General features: G+C 70.6%; 17 protein-coding genes. 6 read left to right on the top strand and 11 right to left on the bottom strand.

All coding sequences use genetic code 11. The features are described from left to right. Window positions 1–119: 119 nt before the first annotated feature. The 6 genes from ACTJKJ_RS05765 to ACTJKJ_RS05740 all read right to left on the bottom strand — a co-directional run bounded on the left by ACTJKJ_RS05765 (window position 120) and on the right by ACTJKJ_RS05740 (window position 10,120). Complete coding sequence (locus tag ACTJKJ_RS05765; RefSeq protein WP_091720354.1) at window positions 120–827, bottom strand: hypothetical protein; 708 nt, start codon at window positions 825–827, stop codon at window positions 120–122. Window positions 828–1,066: 239 nt separating this feature from the next. Continuing rightward, window positions 1,067–1,936 carry a ZIP family metal transporter gene (locus ACTJKJ_RS05760; protein ID WP_091724899.1) on the bottom strand — a complete coding sequence of 290 codons (870 nt, stop codon included), beginning with the start codon at window positions 1,934–1,936 and terminating at the stop codon, window positions 1,067–1,069. Window positions 1,937–2,051: 115 nt separating this feature from the next. Beyond that, window positions 2,052–3,452, bottom strand: coding sequence for a class II fumarate hydratase (locus ACTJKJ_RS05755; protein ID WP_091720357.1), 1,401 nt, complete (start codon window positions 3,450–3,452; stop codon window positions 2,052–2,054). A gap of 185 nt (window positions 3,453–3,637) precedes the next feature. After that, window positions 3,638–4,858: a DUF1501 domain-containing protein gene (locus ACTJKJ_RS05750; RefSeq protein WP_440819854.1), complete on the bottom strand. Its 1,221-nt coding sequence runs from the start codon at window positions 4,856–4,858 to the stop codon at window positions 3,638–3,640. Window positions 4,859–4,865: 7 nt separating this feature from the next. Beyond that, window positions 4,866–6,425, bottom strand: coding sequence for a DUF1800 domain-containing protein (locus ACTJKJ_RS05745; protein WP_440819853.1), 1,560 nt, complete (start codon window positions 6,423–6,425; stop codon window positions 4,866–4,868). Between the two features lie 107 nt (window positions 6,426–6,532). After that, complete coding sequence (locus ACTJKJ_RS05740) at window positions 6,533–10,120, bottom strand: indolepyruvate ferredoxin oxidoreductase family protein (protein ID WP_440819852.1); 3,588 nt, start codon at window positions 10,118–10,120, stop codon at window positions 6,533–6,535. Window positions 10,121–10,273: 153 nt separating this feature from the next. Between ACTJKJ_RS05740 and ACTJKJ_RS05735 the strand changes: the two genes are divergently transcribed. Together ACTJKJ_RS05735 and ACTJKJ_RS05730 are read left to right on the top strand one after the other, a co-directional pair. Further along, window positions 10,274–10,744, top strand: coding sequence for an Lrp/AsnC family transcriptional regulator (locus ACTJKJ_RS05735; RefSeq protein WP_147241570.1), 471 nt, complete (start codon window positions 10,274–10,276; stop codon window positions 10,742–10,744). 239 nt (window positions 10,745–10,983) lie between these two features. Next, window positions 10,984–11,673, top strand: a complete 690-nt coding sequence (locus tag ACTJKJ_RS05730) for a CBS domain-containing protein (RefSeq protein WP_440819851.1) — start codon at window positions 10,984–10,986, stop codon at window positions 11,671–11,673. 31 nt (window positions 11,674–11,704) lie between these two features. On the opposite strand, the gene ACTJKJ_RS05725 is transcribed toward ACTJKJ_RS05730, so the two are convergent. Further along, entirely contained in the window at window positions 11,705–12,151 is a 447-nt protein-coding gene (locus ACTJKJ_RS05725; protein ID WP_440819850.1) for a hypothetical protein, read from the bottom strand. A gap of 296 nt (window positions 12,152–12,447) precedes the next feature. Between ACTJKJ_RS05725 and ACTJKJ_RS05720 the strand changes: the two genes are divergently transcribed. After that, window positions 12,448–12,999: a protein phosphatase CheZ gene (locus ACTJKJ_RS05720; RefSeq protein WP_440819849.1), complete on the top strand. Its 552-nt coding sequence runs from the start codon at window positions 12,448–12,450 to the stop codon at window positions 12,997–12,999. 18 nt (window positions 13,000–13,017) lie between these two features. On the opposite strand, the gene ACTJKJ_RS05715 is transcribed toward ACTJKJ_RS05720, so the two are convergent. Further along, the gene (locus tag ACTJKJ_RS05715) at window positions 13,018–13,836 is read right to left on the bottom strand and encodes a zinc-dependent peptidase (RefSeq protein ID WP_183489014.1); all 819 of its coding nucleotides are present in this window, start codon (window positions 13,834–13,836) and stop codon (window positions 13,018–13,020) included. A gap of 354 nt (window positions 13,837–14,190) precedes the next feature. On the opposite strand from ACTJKJ_RS05715, the gene ACTJKJ_RS05710 reads away from it, so the two are divergent. Together ACTJKJ_RS05710 and ACTJKJ_RS05705 are read left to right on the top strand one after the other, a co-directional pair. Continuing rightward, window positions 14,191–14,577, top strand: a complete 387-nt coding sequence (locus tag ACTJKJ_RS05710; RefSeq protein ID WP_141225185.1) for a hypothetical protein — start codon at window positions 14,191–14,193, stop codon at window positions 14,575–14,577. Between the two features lie 67 nt (window positions 14,578–14,644). Further along, complete coding sequence (locus ACTJKJ_RS05705; RefSeq protein ID WP_440819848.1) at window positions 14,645–15,469, top strand: lectin; 825 nt, start codon at window positions 14,645–14,647, stop codon at window positions 15,467–15,469. Here ACTJKJ_RS05705 and ACTJKJ_RS05700 read toward each other — a convergent pair whose 3' ends face one another. From ACTJKJ_RS05700 to rsmI, 3 genes are all read right to left on the bottom strand, one after another. Further along, window positions 15,470–16,618, bottom strand: a complete 1,149-nt coding sequence (locus ACTJKJ_RS05700; RefSeq protein ID WP_183484652.1) for a 3-deoxy-7-phosphoheptulonate synthase — start codon at window positions 16,616–16,618, stop codon at window positions 15,470–15,472. It lies immediately after the preceding gene. A 315-nt stretch (window positions 16,619–16,933) separates the two neighbouring features. Continuing rightward, entirely contained in the window at window positions 16,934–18,397 is a 1,464-nt protein-coding gene (tldD, locus tag ACTJKJ_RS05695; RefSeq protein ID WP_440819847.1) for a metalloprotease TldD, read from the bottom strand. A gap of 101 nt (window positions 18,398–18,498) precedes the next feature. Beyond that, complete coding sequence (gene rsmI / locus ACTJKJ_RS05690; protein ID WP_183489020.1) at window positions 18,499–19,479, bottom strand: 16S rRNA (cytidine(1402)-2'-O)-methyltransferase; 981 nt, start codon at window positions 19,477–19,479, stop codon at window positions 18,499–18,501. On the opposite strand from rsmI, the gene ACTJKJ_RS05685 reads away from it, so the two are divergent. Further along, window positions 19,478–19,885: a YraN family protein gene (locus ACTJKJ_RS05685; RefSeq protein ID WP_183484657.1), complete on the top strand. Its 408-nt coding sequence runs from the start codon at window positions 19,478–19,480 to the stop codon at window positions 19,883–19,885. The two genes, rsmI and ACTJKJ_RS05685, sit on opposite strands and share 2 nt — an antisense overlap. Window positions 19,886–19,955: the final 70 nt, after the last annotated feature.

The raw sequence follows: 19,955 nt of genomic DNA, 5'->3' as shown, positions 1-19,955 counted from the left end.
CGGCCCCCGCGTGGGGGAACCGGGCGGCGGCAGTGTGGCGCCCCCAGCGTTTCCTATGCGTTCAGGCAGTGATAAGAAGTCGTTAAGTCATTCGTCCGCACGTCGATCCGTGCGCCCGCTCACTCCTCGTCGAGGTTGAGCCCGCGCTGCCAGACCGGCAGGGCCGCATCGAACATCGACGGCGCGCTGCCCAGCGCTTGCGGGTCGCGGGCCAGCTTGAGCCAGGCCAGCGTGTCGTGGTGGCTGCCGGGCAGCAGGTCCCGGGCGCGCTCGGCGCTCAGCCAGGCATGCAGCGCGGCGTACTGCGCCGGATGGCGCTGGGCCGTCCAGCCCAGCGCGACGAGGTCGCCGTAGCCTTCCTCGCGGCGCGCCGACTTCATCGAGAGATAGGCGCGCTGCAGGTCGGGGCTGAGGCCGTCGGGCGCGGGCGCGGCCGAGAAGCCGGCCGGCAGGTTGAACCAGACGCCGTCCAGGTAGCGGCGGCAATGGCCCAGCTCGTGCGCCGCCATCAGTTCCAGCGCGCTGTCCTCCAGGCCCGCGGGCAGGCGCTGCATCGTCGCTTCGCCCTCCGGGTTGCCGCGCAGGCTCAGCACCAGCTTGCAGCGGCCGTCCCTGAAGCCCAGCGCCAGCGGCGCGGCCTCCGGCGCATCCTGCGGCTGCACGACAACGTCCACCGGCATGCCGGACGCCTTCGCATGCTGCAGCACCGGCGTCATGCCCGCGATCCAGCGCTGCTCCAGCGGTGTCAGGCCCGCGGCCGTGGCGGGGGTCGAGCACACCGTGATCACGGCGGCAAGCGCGAACAGCGCGGCGGGCAACTTCTTCATCACGGCTCGGGTCCTGCGGATCGATGAGGGCAGAGCACCGATGGTGACGGGCCGCAGGGCGCTTGTGCGCGGTCGGCCGCCGATGACGCCGGGGTCGGCGTGACGGTTTGCCGCTTGCGCGCGGCGAGTTGTAAAACAGCTTTTGGCGCCTGCCGGCGGGCCCGTGACGCATCGCACGACCCGCGCGCGAGGCCCGTGCCGGCCGACGGCGCTCCCGCGCCGCGCCCGCCGGCGCCGTGTCAGCCCAGTGCCGTGTCCAGCACCATCATCAGCGCGAAGCCGAGCATCAGGCCCTGCGTCGCCCAGCGCTCATGGCCCTTGCGGTGCGACTCGGGAATGATCTCGTGGCTGATGACGAAGAGCATCGCGCCGGCCGCGAACCCCAGTCCCCAGGGCAGCAGCAGCGGCCAGGCCGAGACCACCCAGGCGCCCAGCACCGCGCCCACCGGCTCCACCAGGCCCGAGGCCGCGCCCAGCAGCAAGGCCTTGCGCCGCGAGTAGCCCACCGTCATCAAGGCCACCGCGATGACGAAACCCTCGGGCAGGTCCTGGATCGCGATCGCCAGGCTCAGGCTGGCCGCCGCGACCGGATCGTTGGCGGCGAAGGCCACGCCGATCGCCAGGCCCTCGGGCAGGTTGTGCAGCGTGACGGCGATCACGAACAGCGTGGTGCGGCGCAGCCGCGTCGGGTCCATGCCCTCGCGGCCCTTGATGAAGTGCTCATGCGGCAGCCACCGGTCCAGCGCCATCAGCGCCCACGCGCCGAGCAGCACCGCCAGCGCCACCTGCGCCGCGGCGCCCGTCGGCGTCGCATGCGCGCGCGCCGCCTCGAGGCCGGGCAGGATCAGCGAGAACGAACAGGCCGCCAGCATCACGCCGGCGCCGAAGCCCATCAGCGCGTCCTGTCCGCGCGCCGACAGACTGCGCGTGCCCAGCGCCGGCAGCGTGCCGAAGGCGGTGGCCGCCGCGGCGAGCAGGCCCGCCTGCAGCGCCATCGCGATCACCGAGCCCTGGCCGATGGCGCCGGCCGGCTTGATCCAGCGCCAGCCCTGGTGCAGCAGCAGCGCCGCGCCGATCAGCAGGATCGCGAAGCCCAGCCACTGGCGCATCCGGTGGCGTCGCGCCAATGCCGGGTCGATCGCCGCGAGCGCCTGCGCCGGATCGACGGCGGCCTCGTGGGCGTGGGTCGGGTCGTGGGCCATCGGTGTCCTTGGGGTGTCGGCCTCAGAGTCCGCCATCGGTGAGCTTGGCCGGGTCCAGCATCTGCAGCAGCGTGGCGCGGTCGAACTCGGTCATCTCCTCCGCGACGTCGACGATGGGCCGCTGCTCCGCGTAGGCGCGCTTGGCGATCGCCGCGGCCTTCAGGTAGCCGATCTCGCGGTTGAGCGCGGTGACCAGGATGGGATTGCGGGCCAGCGCATGCTGCAGCCCGGCGGTGTTGACCTTGAAGTCGCGGATCGCCTGCTCGGCCAGCGCCCGCGACGCGGCCGCCAGCAGCGCCAGGCTGTCCAGCAGGTTGGTCGCGATCAGCGGCAGCATCACGTTGAGCTGGAAGTTGCCCGACTGGCCGGCGACGGTGATGGCCGCGTCGTGGCCGATGACCTGCGCGCACACCATGGTCACCGCCTCCGGGATCACCGGATTGACCTTGCCCGGCATGATCGACGAGCCCGGCTGCAGCGCGTGCAGCTCGATCTCCGCCAGGCCGGCGAGCGGGCCCGAGTTCATCCAGCGCAGGTCGTTGGCGATCTTCATCAGCGTCACCGCCAGCCCCTTGAGCGCGCCCGACAGCGCCACCGCCGTGTCCTGCGCCGAGAGCGCGGCGAAGAAGTCCGGCGCGGGCCGGAAGACCAGTCCGGTCAGGGTGGACAGTTCCTCGCAGAAGCGCTGCGCGAAGTCGGGATGCGCGTTGATGCCGGTGCCCACGGCGGTGCCGCCCTGCGCCAGCTCGCAGACCGACGGCAGCAGCGCGCGCAGCTGGGTGCGCCTGGCGTCGATCTGCGCGCACCAGCCACCGAGCTCCTGGCCCAGGCGCAGCGGCATCGCGTCCATCAGATGGGTGCGGCCGGTCTTGACGTGATGGCCGTCGCTCTTGATCTTGTCCTGCAGCGTCTGCGCCAGCAGGTCCAGCGCCGGCAGCAGCTCGCCGTGCAGGGCCTGGGCCGCGCTGATGTGCAGCACGGTGGGGATGGAGTCGTTGCTGCTCTGTCCGGCGTTGACGTGGTCGTTGGGGCTGACCGTCGCCGGGTTGTCCGCGCCGGTGCCGATGAGCCGCGTGGCCAGCGTGGCGATCACCTCGTTGGCATTCATGTTCGAGCTGGTGCCCGAGCCGGTCTGGAAGACCTCCACCGGGAAGTGGTTCATCAGCGCCGGGTCCTGCAGCAGCTGCGTCGCGGCGCGGTCGATGGCCTGGCCGATGTCGGCCGGCAGCTGCTCGAGCGCGATGTTGGCGCGCGCCGCGGCGGCCTTCTGCAGCACCAGCGCACGCACGAAGCGTTCGGGCATGGGCTGGCGGCTGATGGCGAAGTTCTCGACCGCGCGCTGCGTCTGGGCGCCGTAGAGCGCGTCGACCGGCACGGCGACCTCGCCCATGGAGTCGCGTTCGATGCGGGTGGCCTTGGTCATCGGGGATCCTTCGTTCCGGGTCATTCAACGGAAGAGGCTCCAGCAAGGCAGGTGCCTGTGTCGCGACGTCGGATCCCGCCGGAGTCTTTTCGTTGGTGCAGGGATGCTAGATGAGAACTTCTCTCATCTGCAAGGCGGTCACTGCAAGCGCTTGCGCCGGCTGGGGGCTTTGCGCGACCCGGCAATCAGATCAGGTGAAGGTCCTTGGGACGGACGCCGGGGAACACGCGCGTGAGGGCCGCGGGCGACAGGCCGAACTGGCGTTGCCAGAGCCCGCCCAGCACCGCGCGGTAATCGTTGAGCACCGGATAGTCGCGGTTCTGGAACAAGGTCCTGGCGCTCAGCGCGACCTGCTCGCCGGCCACGGGGCCGCCGCTCGCCAACCCCCCGCCCAGCAGCCAGTAGACGCTGCCGTGGCCGTGGTCGGTGCCGCGGTTGCCGTTCTCGCGGAAGGTGCGGCCGAATTCGCTGATCACCATCACCGTGGTCTGGCGCCAGAGGTCCGGACCGAGTTCATCCGCGATCGCCGCCAGCCCGCGGCCGAGTTCCTCGAAGCGGTTGGCCAGCTGGCCGGTCGCGCCGCCCTGGTTGACGTGCGTGTCCCAGCCGCCGACATCGATGAAGCCCAGGCTGAAGCGGCCCCGCATCAGCGTGGCGATGCGACGTGCCTCCAGCTCGAAGCCCTTGGCCGGGATCGCGTTGCGGCCGGCCGCGTCGGTCATCGCCTTCATCTTGTCGGGCGAGAGGTCGCGCGCAAGTTCCTCGCGCAGCGCCAGACCTTCCTCCACCGCCCCGCCGAGCGCCTGGCCCCGGTACATGCTCGCGATCAGCGCGCGGCTCCTGGCGTCGACCGCCGGGCGCGCCGTCTCCCGCAAGCCAGCATTGGCGATCCTCACCGGACCGCGGAACGCAATCGGCAACTGGTCCGTGAACGACAGTGCCTGCTGCGCATCGAGCTCGGCCGCCAGGCGGTTCAGGAAACCCGAGTTGTAGTCGCGCGAACCACCAAGCGGCTGGCCCAGCTCGATGCTGTCCTGCGTCTCGAAATGGCTGCGCGACAGGTCCTCGGTGCCGGCGAAAGGGATGAAACGGAGTTGGCCCGATTGCGCCAGCGGGTAGAGGCTGCTTCTCAAGGCCGGGTGCAGGCCCCAGTCGGCGTCCAGCGCCAGCGCGGCAGCGGGGTCGGTCGGCGACGGGCGCGCGATGGCGATGCGAGGGCGTTGCTCGTAATAGAAGCTGCTGGTCGTGGGGACCAGCAGGTGGGTCGCGTCGTAACCGCCGCGGAGGAAGACCAGCAGGAATCGCGGGCGCTGGACTGCGCCCGAAGACGGGGACGCGAAAAGGCGCGCGGAGGTGAGGGTGAGCGGCGCGGCGGCGAGGGCGTGCAGGAGATGGCGGCGGTGCATGGTGGGCTCAGAGATACATGAAATCGGGGCTGGATAACCAGAGGGTCAGCCACTGCTGCGGGGAGGTCGTCTGGGCGAGCGCGTCACGCGTCGACATCGCCAGCGTGGGCTCGACGCGTGCGCGCAGCACCTTCAGATCGGGCAGGGGCACCGGGCCGGTCGTGCCCTCGGGGCGGTACAGCGCGGCCGCGCCGCCGCCGATCTGGCGCGCGATCTCGAAGCGCAGCGTCATCTGCCCCGGACTGTTCCAGGCCTCGGCCGTCAGCGGGTAACCGTCCGGCGTCTGCTTGTCGTAGAGGCCCTGGCCCAGTCGGCGCAGCCAGTTCTGCAGCGGCTGCGCGTTCTGCAGCTCGCGCTGCTCGAAACCGGCGCGCAGGCTCGACAGCAGGTAGCGGTGGGGATCCTTGAACTTGGGCGTCTCGGCCGCGAGGAATGCCGGGGAGCGCAGCATCGGCCGCAGCGTGGACGGGATGTCGCCTTTGGTGCGTTGGAAGGCGGTGGCCATGGCGTCGACGACGGCCGGCGGCGGCTGGTCGCTCAGGAAATACACCGCCAGCTTGCGGGACACGAAGCGCGCCGTCGCCGGCTGCGCGACCAGCAGGTCCAGCACCTCGTCCAGTTCATCGGCGCCGCGGCCGCGGATCGTGCGGCCGAGCAGTTGCTTGTCGCCGAAGTCGTGCCGGGCCGGGTGGAACTCGAACAGGCCGTCGCGGCGGTACAGCGGCTCGAATCGGGGCGCGATCTTCGGCGGGTCGGGATCGACGCGCACGCCGAAGCCGGTCAGCACCCGCGCCAGCTCCTGCACGTCGCGCTGGCTGTAGCCGCTGTCGACGCCCATCGTGTGCAGCTCCAGCAGCTCGCGCGCATAGTTCTCGTTGATCGCGCGGACGGCGTTCTGGTCGTTGTCCAGGTAGCGCAGCATCGCCGGGTGACGCGCCACCGCGCCAAGCATGTGCCGGAAGGAGCCCAGCGCGTGCGGACGCAAGGCGCGGTCCTGGTAGTCCGAGAGCAGCAGGCGGATGTCGCGCTTGCCCTGGTGGACGTTGAAGTGGTTGAACCAGAACCACGTCATCTGCTCGAGCAGTTGCTGTTCCGAGTACAACTCGCGCAGCAGCTGGCGCTCGCCGGTCTCCCGCGCGGCCAGGCCCTGGGCGTCCTGGTAGGCCTTGCGCGCGGCGTTGCGTTCCTCTTCGGTCGCGCCCTTGTCGCCGCTACGGCGAAAGGATTCGGCGGTCCACACGCGCGCGGCGACCTCGCCCTGGCTGATGCCCAGCGCCTCGATGCGGGCCTGGATAGTCGCCGCCATCGGCGCCCGCGGGTCGGCCTTCAACTGGCGCTCGACGTAGCGGCCCCAGCCCAGGCGCTCGATCTCATCGAGTTGCGCCTGCGTCGCGCCCCAGCCGATGCGATTGGCGGCGCGCAGGCGCTGGGCCGCATCCATCGGCACGTCGGGCGCGGTCGCCATGCCGCCGCAGGCGGCCAGCGCCGCCGATGCGGTCGCGCCGAGCAGCAGCGTGCGCCGGCGCAAGGGAAGGGGCAGGGGCGGCGGGAACGGGGACAGTGGCATGGGGCAAGCATGCCGCCCCCGTGTCGGCGGTGTCCAGCGGTGACTGCGGCCTTTGCGCTACTTCACAGTTGCAACCCCTCGCACGGCCGCGCGAGGGGACCAGACGCTCACAGTTCGGCCACGCCCTTCACGCGTTCCGGCGCCTTCGCCAGCGGCACGACGGCGATGGGCGCCTCGACCACGCGGCCGTGGAAGCGGTCGAGCAGGTCCTTCCACTGCGCGCGCACGGTCACGACGTTGGCCAGCTTCACGTGACCGTAGCCGCGGATGCCTTCCGGCAGGCGGGCGAGCTTGATCGCGAGGTCCAGCTTCTCCGCGCTCAGGCCGGCGAGCAGCTCGTCGACGAGGGCTTCGTAGTCGCGGATCAGCTGGCGCTCGATGCGGCGTTCCTCGGTCTTGCCGAAGAGGTCCAGCGCGCCGCCGCGCAGGCCCTTGAACTTCGCCAGCGTCTTCAGCGCCTTGAAGGTCCACGAGCCGAGCTCGACCTTCTTCGCGCGGCCATCGGCGCCGGGCTTGGCGATCAGCGGCGGGGCCATGTGGAAGCTGAGGTGATCCCAGTCCTCGAACTGCGCCTTCAGCGCGGCCTCGAACTTGCCGTCGGTGTACAGGCGCGCGACCTCGTACTCGTCCTTGATCGCCAGCAGCTTCGCGTAATAGCGCGCCACCGCCTTGGTCAGGCGCAGGCCCTTGCCGGCCTCACCCAGCGCCGATTCGGCGGCGCGCACGCGCTGCACCAGCGCCTCGTAGCGCGACGCGTAGGCGGCGTCCTGGTATTCGGTCAGGAAGGCCTTGCGGCGCGCGATCAGGCCGGGCTGGCCGTCCTTGTCGTCGAGCTGGTCGAAGTTGAACCACTGCACGGCCGAGCCGCTCTGCTCGCCGGCCAGGCGGCGCAGCGCCTCGGGCGCGGCGATCGCCAGACGGCCCAGCGCGAAGGCGGTCTTGTTGTTCTCCACCGCCACGCCGTTGAGCTCGATCGCGCGCATCAGCGCCTCGAAGGACACCGGCACCAGGCCGCGTTGCCAGCACGCGCCCAGCATCACGATGTTGCTGGGCATGGTGTCGCCCATCAGGCGCTGCGCGATGTCCTGCGCGTCGATGCTGGCCAGCAGGTCCTGGCCCTCGCCGACGGCGTGGCGCATCTTGGCCAGCAGCGAGTCCGCCTGCAGGCTCGCATCCGGGTTGCGGACGAAGGCGGCGGTCGGCAGCTCATGCGTGTTGGCCAGGATCACCGTGCGGCCGGCCTTCACCGTCGCCAGCGCATCGGCGCTCGCGCCCACGACCATGTCGCAGGCCAGCAGCACGTCGGCCTGCTGCGTGTCGATGCGGACCTGGTTCAGCAGGTCCTGCGTCGGCGCCACGCGCACGAAGGACAGCACTGCGCCGCCCTTCTGCGCGAAGCCCATGAAGTCCAGCACCGAGCTCTGCTTGCCCTCCAGGTGCGCGGCCATCGTCACCAGCGCGCCCACCGTCACCACGCCGGTGCCGCCAACGCCGGTGACCAGCATGTCGAACGGGCCGGTCCACGCCCAGGCCGCGGGCGGCTGGATCGCGGCGATCTCGCGCGCCAGGTCCGCGGGCCCGAAGGCCGCGCCGGCGCGCTTCTTCAGCTTGGCGCCATGCACCGACACGAAGCTCGGGCAGAAGCCGTTCACGCAGCTGAAATCCTTGTTGCAGCTGCTCTGCTCGATCGCGCGCTTGCGGCCGAAGTCGGTCTCCACCGGCACCACCGACAGGCAGTTGCTGGCCTGGCCGCAGTCGCCGCAGCCCTCGCAGACCGACTCGTTGATGAAGATGCGCTTGTCCGGGTCGGGGAACTCGCCCTTCTTGCGGCGGCGGCGCTTCTCGGCGGCGCAGGTCTGGTCGTAGATCAGCACCGTCACGCCCTGGATCTCGCGCAGCTCGCGCTGCACCGCGTCGAGCTCGCTGCGATCGTGGAAGGTCGTGCCGGCGGGGAACAGGCCGTGATGGCCGTCGTACTTGCCGATCTCGTCCGAAACCACGACCAGGCGCTTCACGCCCTCGGCCTCGACCTGGCGCGCGATCTGCGGCACCGAGGTCTGGCCGTCGACCGGCTGCCCGCCGGTCATCGCCACCGCGTCGTTGTAGAGGATCTTGTAGGTGATGTTGGCCTTGGCCGCGATGGCCTGCCGGATCGCCAGATAGCCCGAGTGGTAGTAAGTGCCGTCGCCCAGGTTCTGGAAGACATGCTTCTCGGTCGTGAAGCGCGAGTGGGCGGCCCAGTCCACGCCCTCGGCGCCCATCTGGATCAGGCCGGACGTGCCGCGCTCCATCCAGCTCGCCATGAAGTGGCAGCCGATGCCGGCCAGCGCGCGCGAGCCCTCGGGCAGCTTCGTCGAGGTGTTGTGCGGGCAGCCCGAGCAGAAATAGGGCTGGCGGCGCACCGCGTCGGCGCTGTTGGACAGCAGGCAGGGCGTCAGGAAATCGACGACCAGATGGCGGCGGTCCAGCGCCGGATTCAGCCGCGCCAGCCAGTCCGCGACGGTCGGCATGATGCGCGACGGCCGCAGCTCGCCGAGCGCGCTCAGCACCGCCGCCCCGTGTTCATCGGACTTGCCGACCACGCGCGGACGCTGCGCGTCGGGCAGGTGATAGAGCAGCTCCTTGATCTGGCGCTCGACGACCGGCGCCTTCTCCTCGATCACCAGCATGTCGGTCAGGCCCTGCGCGAACTCGCGGATGCGCGTCGGCTCCAGCGGATAGACCAGGCCGACCTTGTAGACCCGCACGCCGGCCGCGGCCAGCGCGTTCGGGTCCAGGTCCAGGCGCCGCAGCACTTCCATGAAGTCGTAATGCGCCTTGCCGACGGTCACGATGCCCAGCGACGCGCGCGGGCTCACCACGATGTGCTTGTCGATCGAATTGACCTTCGCGAAGGCCAGCACCGCGTCGATCTTGTGTGCCAGGCGCGACTCCAGCTCCAGCGACGGCAGGTCCACCGAGCGGATGTGCAGGTCGGTTGGCGGCTTGTGGTCGACCGGCAGCTCGAAGTCCAGCGGCACCGCGTCCAGGTCGACGGTCATGCCGGATTCGACGACTTCCGAGATCGCCTTGAACCCGACCCACGCGCCCGAGTAGCGCGACAGCGCCCAGCCGTAGAGGCCGAACTCCAGGTACTCGGCCACGTTGCCGGGATGCACCAGCGGCATCGACCAGGCCTGCAGCGCGAGGTCGCTCTGATGCGGGGTCGAGGAGGACACGCAGCCATGGTCGTCGCCGCAGACGACGAGCACGCCGCCCTGTTTCGCGGTGCCGTAGACGTTGCCGTGCTTGAGCGCGTCGCCGGAGCGGTCCACGCCGGGGCCCTTGCCGTACCACATCGCGAAGACGCCATCGACGGTGCGCTTCGGATCCAGCGCCACGCGCTGCACGCCCAGGCAGGCGGTGGCGGCGAGGTCCTCGTTGATCGCGGGCAGGAAGTTGACCTCGGCCTTGTCGAGGAACTTCTTCGCCTTCCACAGCTGCTGGTCGACCATGCCCAGCGGGCTGCCGCGATAACCGCTGACGAAGCCGGCGGTCTTCAGGCCCTGGCGCTCGTCCTGGGCCTTCTGGGCCAGCAGCAGCCGCACAAGGGCTTGCGTCCCGGTGAGGAACACCTGGCCGGACTGCGCGGCGAGGTTGTCCGACAGCTGGTAGTCGCGCAGGGCCGGCGCAGCGGCAAGACGGGCTTCGGTCATGGCTTGTCTCCCCAACGGGAAGAGCCGGCCGGCAGGACCGGTCGGCTCGAATGTATGAATGAGGAGATTCTTTCCTAGACAATCGGCAGTTTCTTGCTCCGTTTGCTCGCTGCATCGCAAGGATCGATAGAGACATTCTCAAAAGAGGCGGATATGGAGAACGAACGTTTCGACCGGGCAACGCGCCTGATCCTGGAGGCGCTCCAGGCCGACGCCCGCCAGAGCACCCAGCAGCTGGCCGACAAGGTCGGACTCTCGGCGACGCCAGTCTGGCGACGCGTCAAGGAGCTGGAGGAGCGCGGCGTCATCCGCCGCCATGTCGCGCTGGTGGACCGGGAGCAACTGGGGCTCTCGATCTGCGTGCTGGCCAATGTCAGCCTGGTGAGGCACACCGAGGGCGCGGTCGAGGCCTTCGAGGCGATGGTCGCGGGCAGCCCTGAGATCGTCGAATGCCAGGCCATCACCGGCGAGGCGGACTACGTGCTGAAGATCGTCGCGCCCGACATGAAGGTCTACGACCAGTTCCTGCAGAGCAAGGTCTTCAAGGTGCCCGGCGTCGCGAGCGTGCGCAGCAACGTCGTGCTCCGCGAGGTCAAGTACGAGACCGCCTACCCGGTTCCCTGATCGCCTCCCACGCCACCACCACCTCCATCCCACCGCCACGCCCCGCCTCCCGCCTCCGCCTCCGCCTCCGCCTCCCGCGGACCTCTTCCTGGAAGGCAGCAAGTGGCGATGGGGCCGGAATGATGCGAGGGGGTCCAGGAGGGAGCCCCCTCGCGTCGTGGAGAGCCCGCGCTTGTCCCTCCGGAGTTAGGCGTTCTCCTCAATGGCCCCCACCGCCTCCCCATGCCATCCTCCCCCGCATGTTTTCCGTCTACGGCACCTCTGGAAAGATCCTGACGGGCGGCCTTGAGCAGGTGCGCGACCTCGCGCCGGTGCAGGCCGTGGCCCGCACCCGTGCGGTGGCGCCGACCGCGCGCCAGGGGGATCTGACGCCGTCGACTGTCGTGCTGGCTGGCGTGGGTCAGGGCGGTGCCGGGAGCGGGATGGCGAGCGGCGCGTCGGCCTATGTCGCGCACGAGGCGCTGGCGGCCTATGCGGGCGACACGCAGCGCCAGGTGCTCACGCAGGTGCATCAGCTGATGAGCCGCAAGCTGATCAGCGTCATGTCGGGCGCCCCGCTGCGGAGCGCGATGCGGATGATGTCGCGTGCTGGCGTTGCGCAGGCGCCGGTGCTGGGTCCGATGGGCGAGGTGCGCGGTCTGGTGTCGCGTGGCGATCTCACGCGGGGTTTGGCGGACGATCTCGACGAGATCGCCGAGATGATGGTCATCGCGCGGCGCCTGGCCGCGCCGGTGGATGACGTGATGTGGACGCCGGTGCCGGTGGCGCAGCCGGACACGCCTTTGCGCGAAGCGGCGCAGCTGCTGCTGGACCTGGGGCTGCCTGGCTTGCCGGTCGGCGACGACAACGGCCATCCGATCGGCTTTCTCTCACGCAGCGACCTGCTGCGCGGCATGACGCACGAGCCGCCGCTGGACCTCTGGACTTGACTGCGCGACCCGGGCCGTCGGCTCGGAGGGGTCAGTACTTGCGCATGCCCCGCTCGGCTTCTTCCTGCTCGATCGCCTGCAGCGTGCGCCAGTCGGTGCAGACGAACACGCCGTCCTCGATGATCCGGTCGGACAGGGATCCGTCGCCCCGGGCGATCCGGCCGTCCTTGCAGACCAGCGCGCCGCGCGCCTGTCCCTGCTCCGTCAGCGCCTTGCCGACCGCCATCGAGTCGCGGGTGTAGAGCGCCAGCACCAGCAGCGCGAACAGCACGCCCAGGATCAGCGCCACGCCGACCATGACGTCGCTCACGTCACGCAGCGCCGAGGCCTGCGGGGCCGCAGCCTGCGCCCGCGGCGCGGCGGCGAAGCTGGCGCCGTCGCCGCGGGAGGACGACGATGGACGCGCGGTGCCGGACGAGCCGGACCGCGAGGGAGCGCGATGGAAGCCGGGCGAGGGACGGGTGGTGGCCATGTTCATGAGACGGATCGCTTTGCCAAGAAGGGACAGCAGCAAGGACGGGCCGCGGACGGACGAAGCGAAGGCTACAGGGGCGCCGGCCGGTCGCTGACTTAAATGCAGGACTCCTCACCAAAAATGCACGGGTGACCCTCCCCCTTTCCGTTGGTTACACTAGTTGCAGAACTAAGATTTCCGGGTAATGAAAGCGGCGCTCCAGACCGCTCCCCAGCGCCAGCGCCAATGGCGCCCGCACCGCGCCGGTGCCATCCGCAACCCCGCGTTTCCTTCGCGCTCACCCACCGCGATCCGCCGCCATGTCTCAATCCGAATCCCCGCTCACGGCCGCCGCGCATCAGGCGTTGCACAAGCTGTCCCAGGAGCTGCCGGATGCCTGCGAGCGTCTGGACTACGTCAAGGGCATGACCGACCAGGCCGCCAGCAAGGTGCTGGGCATCGTGGAATCGGCGCAGGAGGACGCCCAGGCGGTGGGCCGGCAGGGGCATGAGTTGTCCGAGTCGCTGCAGCGGCTGGCGGCCGCGCCGGACCTGAGCGTCGAGCGGGCGCGCGCGATGATGCGCCTGTGCGCGGCCTACGCGGCCGGCGCCGCCGGTTTCGCGGATCGGGTGAAGGGTTTGCAGACCGAGATCATGATGGCCCAGGACTTCCAGGACCTGTCCGGCCAAGTGATCAACAAGGTGCTGGCCATGCTGCGGCCGGCCGAGGCGCCGCTGCAGCAGCTGCTCGCCGCGCACGACCATGTCGAGCCGGAAACCGCGGCGCAGGAGCAGCTTGCCGGCGTGCAGACGCCCGACAAGGCGCTGCAGCAGGACGACGTCGACGCGCTGCTGGCCGAGATGGGGTTCTGATCCCCGTCGCCGCGGCGCTCAGGACCAGAGCAGCGGATCGACCTCGTAGAAGCGCCGCAGTTCCCCGTACAGCGCGGGATGCGCCTGCGCCAGCGCCCACGGCTGGCCGAAGAAGCGCTCGCTCGCGACCGCGAAGAACTCCGCCGGCTCGGTGGCCGCGTAGTCCCCCAGCGGATCGGGCTCGCCCGCCGCGAGCCGCGCGCGCAGCAGGTCGAAGCTCTGCTGCATCACCGCCGCCCAGCGCGCCTGCCGCGCGCGGTTGCCCAGCCAGGGCGCGCCATTGGCCCATCCCTTGACCTGATCCAGCTGGTGCGCGAACTCGTGCACCGCGACGTTGTGGCCGCGCTCCGGCAGCGAGGCGTCGCGCAGCACGTCGTCCCAGGACAGCACGACCTGTCCCTCGCCCCAGGATTCGCCGCTCAGCACCTGGCGGTCCTGCATCTGCAACGGGCCTTGATGACGCACGCGATCGACGATGAAGGCGCCGGGATAGACCAGCACCGTGTGCAGCTTCGGGTAGTAGCCGCGAGCGCGGCCCAGCAGCGGCAGCGAGGCCAGCGCGGCGATGGTGACGCGGACCTCGTCGGTGATGACCTGGCCGGCGCAGCCGATGAAGGATTTTTCCGCCAGAAAGACCTGCATCTGGCGCTTGAGCTTGAGCTGCAGGTCCGCCGGCAGCCGCGCCGCCTGCGGCACGTTGCGGCGCAGGATGGCGCGCCATGCGGCGGGGAAGGCCTTCGCCCGCAGCGCGGCCCGGCGCCGGGCCTGCCGCCAGGGCTGGCTCAGCAGCCAGAAGCACAGCAGCGCGGCGGTCAGCGCGAGGAAGATCAGGGCCATGGCTTCGGCGCCTGGGGCGCGTCGCATCGAAGCTTCGAACATGCGCTCAGGGAGCGATGTTTTCAAGAGCGGGCCAGGTCTTGCGCCCGCTTGTGGGTGGGGCGACGGGCGCTTCGCCCGATGCTCGAACACATCTGCGGCGTCGGCGCGACGCTGGGCGCGCGGGCGGGCGATTGACGTCCGACGGGCAGCGGCGCATGTCGGTTTCCAGCGGCTCGCCCCGGACAATTTCGGCCTGGGCGGCGCCGGCTTGAGCGCTCGATGAAGCGCGGCGCGCGGCGCTCGCCCACAGGCACACACGCATCAAGAGGGAGGGCGGCGGACGGTCGGGAAGATCGGGCGCCGTCGGGCGATTTGAAGTTTTCGGAAGTACAGGCGACGCCGCTCAGGACGTCGCCGTTCGATGTCAGTCCGCTGCAGCAGTACCGCGCCAGGATCCAGCAGGAGATGCTGGACGGGCCGCCACCGTCGGTGGTGCTGAAGCTGTCCCCGTTCATCGGGACGGAGGGGCCGCTCCAGGAGATGTACGCGCGCAACCGCGCGGACGTCACCTATGGCCGGCATCCGCTCGGCCAGGAGGCGCCGCCGGCCAGCCGCGTCGAGACGCCGGCCTATTCGCGGGGCACCTACACCGCCGCGAGCTTTCCCGACCTGCAGGTCCAGGTGACGCTGGGGCCCCTGCTCGTCAGCGAGGTGGAGCGCGCCGGCGGCACGCCGCGCGTGCTGGACGTCACCGCCTGAGGCGCCTTAGCATCGCCCGCAGTCGCGTGCGCATGGCGCGCGACGCAGGGAGAGGCAGGAGGCGACCATGGATTCCAAAAACCGGCCTCGCCGCGGGACGCGGCGCGTCATCGCGCTGCCCGTCGCGGCGGGACTGCTGATCGGCAGCCTGCCCGCGCGGGCGGCGGACCAGACCATCGAGCTGAGCTCGCGCGGCGGCTACCAGAGCCATCGGCTGCCGGACGGCACGACCGAGGTGGAACTCGTGCAGCAGACCGCCGGTGGCTGCCGCTTCGGGCGCACCTGGGGCTACGACCTGACGAGCAAGGAGCTGTGGGTCGATGGCGGCTGCAGCGGCCGCTTCAAGATCACGACCTCCGCGGCGGCCAGCGGCGATGGCGCCAGCGGCTCCGACAACTCGAGCAACATCGGCGCGGCGGTCGCGGCGGCGGCGGTGATCGCGGGCATCGCGCTGATCGCCAGCAAGGACAAGGACAAGGATCGCGACCGCGACGACGGCTGGCAGGACGACGGCGGCTGGAACGCGCGCCAGATCCGCGGCAAGGGCGACCTGTGCCTGGACATCGAAGGCGGCGCGCGGCCCGGGCGCAAGCTCATCGTCTACGACTGCAACGGCGGCGGGAACCAGCGCTTCGAATGGAACCGCAACGGCGAGCTGCGCGTCGCGGGGCTGTGCCTCGATGTCGCCGACCGCAACACCGCCGATGGCGCGCGGGTGATGGCTTTCACCTGCAACGGCGGCGCCAACCAGCGCTGGCGCGCGCGTGGCGGCGAGATCCGCAGCGCCGACTCCGGCAAGTGCCTGGACATCGAAGGCGGCCGCGCCCGTCCGGGCACGGCCGTCATCCTGTATCGCTGCAACGGTGGCGACAACCAGCGCTGGTCGTGGTGATCAGCGCGCGACCGTCTCGGTGCGGGCCGCCCGCACCGCCTGGCTGAGCACGTCCAGCACCGCGATCGAATCGTCCCAGGCCAGGCAGGCGTCGGTGATGCTCTTGCCGTACTCGAGCTGCGAGGGATCGTCCTTGCCGGGGCTGAACTTCTGCGCGCCGCCCTTGAGGTGGCTCTCGACCATCACGCCGAAGATGCTGGTGCTGCCGGCGCGGATCTGCGCGGCGATGTCCTTGGCGACGTCCAGCTGGCGCTCGTGCTTCTTGCTGCTGTTGGCATGCGAGCAGTCGACCATCAGCCGGGCGTCGAGCTTGGAGGCTTCCAGGTCCGCGCAGGCGACGGCGACGCTCTCGGCGTCGTAGTTCGGCGCCTTGCCGCCGCGCAGGATCACGTGGCAGTCGCGGTTGCCCTTGGTCTCGACGATCGCGACCTGGCCGTTCTTGTGCACCGACAGGAAGTGGTGCGGCCGGGCGGCGGCCTGGATCGCGTCGGTGGCGATCTTGATGTTGCCGTCGGTGCCGTTCTTGAAGCCGATCGGTGCCGACAGGCCGGAGGCCAACTCGCGGTGGACCTGGCTCTCGGTGGTGCGCGCGCCGATCGCGCCCCAGCTGATCAGGTCGCCGATGTACTGCGGCGAGATCACGTCCAGGAACTCCGAACCCGCCGGCATGCCCAGGCGGTTGATCTCCAGCAGCAGCTGGCGCGCGATGCGCAGGCCTTCGTCGATGCGGTAGCTCTCGTCGAGGTAGGGATCGTTGATCAGGCCCTTCCAGCCGACGGTGGTGCGGGGCTTCTCGAAGTAGACGCGCATCACGATCTCGAGCGTGTCGGCATGCTGCTCTCGCATCGTCATCAGGCGCTTGGCGTATTCGAGCGCCGCGCCCGGATCGTGGATCGAGCACGGGCCGATGATCACCAGCAGGCGGTCGTCCTTGCGCTGCATGATGTCGCGGATGCGCTGGCGCGTGCCGACGACGAGCTGCTCCATGGCCGTGCCACGGATCGGGAAGAAGCGGATGAGGTGTTCAGGAGGCGGCAAGGGCGTGATGTCCAGGATGCGTTCGTCGTCGGTCTGGGAGGTCTTGTCCTGCGGCGAATACCAGCGCTCCGCCTGTTGGGCGCTGGGATACGGGGTCGACTTGGCATTCATGGGAATCACGCTTTCTATGAGGGCTGGGGGTGGTGCTCGGGGCCCGGCCGAAAAAAAACCGCCGGGCTTGTGGGCCCGGCGGTTTCTTGAGGATTCTTGGCGCGCTTGCTTATGCGTTCGCCTCTCCTCCGCCGGGGCGGTGCGAGAACCAAAAATAAGCAAAGTAAAACTTCGGTGCGGAACGCATAAGGGCCAATAGTGCCTGCGCGGGTCGCGGCGCGTCAAGCGCCGCGAGGGGACGGCCGCGGGTGTGGCGCGACGGCATCGGGCAAGCGAGCCTTCGCGGAACCGTGGGGATGCGCGGCCGGCATGGGGTCAGGCCGTGCCGCCGACGGTCAGGCCGTCGATGCGCAGCGTGGGCTGGCCGACGCCCACCGGCACGCTCTGGCCTTCCTTGCCGCAGACGCCGACGCCGGTGTCCAGCTGCATGTCGTTGCCGATCATGCTCACGCGGGTGAGCGCGTCCGGGCCGTTGCCGATGATGGTTGCGCCCTTGACCGGGTACTGGATCTTGCCCTTCTCGACCCAGAAGGCCTCGCTGGCGGAGAACACGAACTTGCCCGAGGTGATGTCGACCTGGCCGCCGCCGAAGTTGGTCGCGTACAGGCCCTTGTCGATGCTGGCGATGATCTCGGCCGGATCCTTGTCGCCGCCCAGCATGTAGGTGTTGGTCATGCGCGGCATCGGCACGTGGGCGTAGCTTTCGCGGCGGCCATTGCCGGTGGGGGCGACCTTCATCAGCCGCGCGTTCATCGCGTCCTGGATGTAGCCCTTGAGGATGCCGTCCTCGATCAGCACGTTGCGCTGCGAGGCGCAGCCCTCGTCGTCGACGTTGAGCGAGCCGCGGCGGTCGGGGATGGTCCCGTCGTCCAGCACCGTCACGCCCTTGGCCGCGACGCGCTGGCCGATGCGCCCGGAGAAGGTCGACGAGCCCTTGCGGTTGAAGTCGCCCTCCAGGCCGTGGCCGACGGCCTCGTGCAGCAGCACGCCGGGCCAGCCCGGGCCCAGGACCACGGTCATCTCGCCGGCCGGGGCCGGGCGCGACTCCAGGTTGGTCAGCGCCGCGCTGACCGCCTGCTCGACGTAGGACGCGATCATCTCGTCGGTGAAATAGGCCAGGCCGAAGCGGCCGCCGCCGCCGCCCGAGCCTACTTCCCGGCGGCCGTCGCTCTCGGCGATGATGGTGACGGACAGGCGCACCAGCGGCCGCACGTCGGCGGCCAGGGTGCCGTCGGCGCGCGCGATCAGCACCACCTCGTGCTCGGCGGCCAGGCCGGCCATCACCTGCTTGACGCGAGGATCCTTGGCGCGGGCCAGGCGCTCGGTGCGCTCCAGCAGGGCGACCTTCTGCGTGCTGTCCAGGCTGGCGATGGGATCCGCGTCGCCATACAGGGCGCGGCTGCCGGACACCACCGGCTCGGCCGGCACCTTGACGCGTTTGCTCTGCCCGGCCGACGCGATCGCGCGCACGGTGCGCGCGGCGTCGAGCAGCGCGGCCTCCGAAATGTCGTCCGAATACGCGAAGGCCGTCTTCTCGCCGGCGACGGCGCGCACGCCCACGCCCTGGTCGATCGAGAAACTGCCGCTCTTGACGATGCCTTCCTCCAGGCTCCAGCCCTCCGCGCGGGTGGTCTGGAAGTAGAGGTCGGCGTCGTCGACGCGGTGCTCGGTGATCAGCCGCAACGCCTGCGACAGCGACGCGTCGGTCAGGCCGAAGGGTTCGAGCAGCTGGGCACGGGCGGTGACCAGGCGGGCGAGGGTGGGTTCGCGCGAAATCATCGGGCGATTGTAGGCATCGCCCATGGCGGCCGGGGGCCGGGCGCGGCGGCCGACCCTGCCGCAAGGATGGGGACCGGGCGGCCCCGGGGTGGAGGGCCGGCTCAGTCGGAGCGGGCGCCGGTGTCGGTGTCGGAGTCGGAGTCGGTATCGCCGTCGCCGTTGGCATCGCCCCCGGCGTCCTGCTTCCAGGCCAGCGCCAGCTGGTACAGCGCCTTGCGCGATTCGCCGGTCAGCTCCGCGGCGAGGGACGCCGCCTGCTTCAGCGGCAGCTCGCGCATGAGCACGCGCAGCGTGCGCTGGGCGTCCTCGGGCAGGCCGGCTTCGCCTGCCGGCGCGGGCGCGGCATGCAGCACCAGCACGAACTCGCCGCGCTCGCGCTGCTTGTCGGCCGCCATCCAGGCGGGCAGCGTGGCGCAGGGCGCGGTGTGGATGGTCTCGAACTGCTTCGTGACCTCGCGGCAGATCGTCAGCGTCTGTTCGGGCGCGAGCTCGGCCAGCAGCGCGATCAGTTCCTGGATCCGATGGGGCGCCTCGAACAGCACCTGGCTGTGGGGCGCGCCGGTCAGCGCCTGCAGCGCCGCGCGCCGCTCGGCCGCCTTGGTTGGCAGGAAACCGACGAAGCGGAAGCCCTGGGCGCGGGCGTCGCCGGCCACGCTGAGCGCCGCCGCCGCGCTGCTCGCGCCGGGCAGCGGCATGACGCGCACGCCGGCGCGCGCGGCCGCGGCCACCAGCACCGCGCCCGGATCCGAGATCGCCGGCGTGCCGGCGTCGCTGACGTAGGCGATGCGCTCGCCGGCGAGCAGCCGCGCGACCAGGCCTTCCGCCGCCTGTTGCTCGTTGTGCTGGTGCAGCGCCAGCAGCGGCTTGTGCAGGCCGAGCCAGCGCAGCAACTGAGCGCTGACGCGCGTGTCCTCGCAGGCGACGGCGTCGACCAGCCCCAGCACGTGGATCGCGCGCAGGCTCAGGTCGGCGAGGTTGCCGATCGGGGTCGCGACGACGTAGAGCGTGCCGCCCGGGAATTGCTGATGACCGGCCGCGGCGGAAGCGGCGGCGATCAGCGAGGCGGACGGGGACGTCGACATGTTCAAGAAACTCTCCATCGGACGGGACGGCGCGGATGCGCAGGCACGGGGCGCCGGCGCCGAGCAGCGCGCCCTGGACTACCTGAGGCGGCAGGGGCTGCGGCTGGTGGCGCGCAATTATCGGGTCGCGCGCGGGCCGTCCGCGCGAGGCGGGGAGGTCGACCTGATCCTGTGGGCGCGGGACGGGACGCTGGTGTTCGTCGAGGTGCGTGCCAGGGAACGCGATGCGCATGGCGGTGCGGCGGCCAGCGTGACGCGGGCCAAGCAACGGAAGGTGATCTTCGCGGCGACCTGTTTCCTGCGCACGCTGGCGGAGATCCCGCCTTGCCGATTCGACGTGGTGGCCATCGATGGCGACCGCGTCGAGTGGCTGCAAGGGGCCTTCGACGTGCCGGCCGAGCACTGAGCTCTGCCACGGCCGCTGGCCCTCACCCCGGCCCTCTCCCGCAAGCGGGAGAGGGAGTCGGGCGCTGACC

Origin of the sequence: Roseateles sp. 22389 (genome assembly GCF_052044995.1) — a bacterium.
Taxonomy (GTDB): domain Bacteria; phylum Pseudomonadota; class Gammaproteobacteria; order Burkholderiales; family Burkholderiaceae_C; genus Roseateles.
The sequence above is the reverse complement of the archived record's forward strand: the minus strand, read 5'-3'. Positions and strand labels throughout refer to the sequence as shown.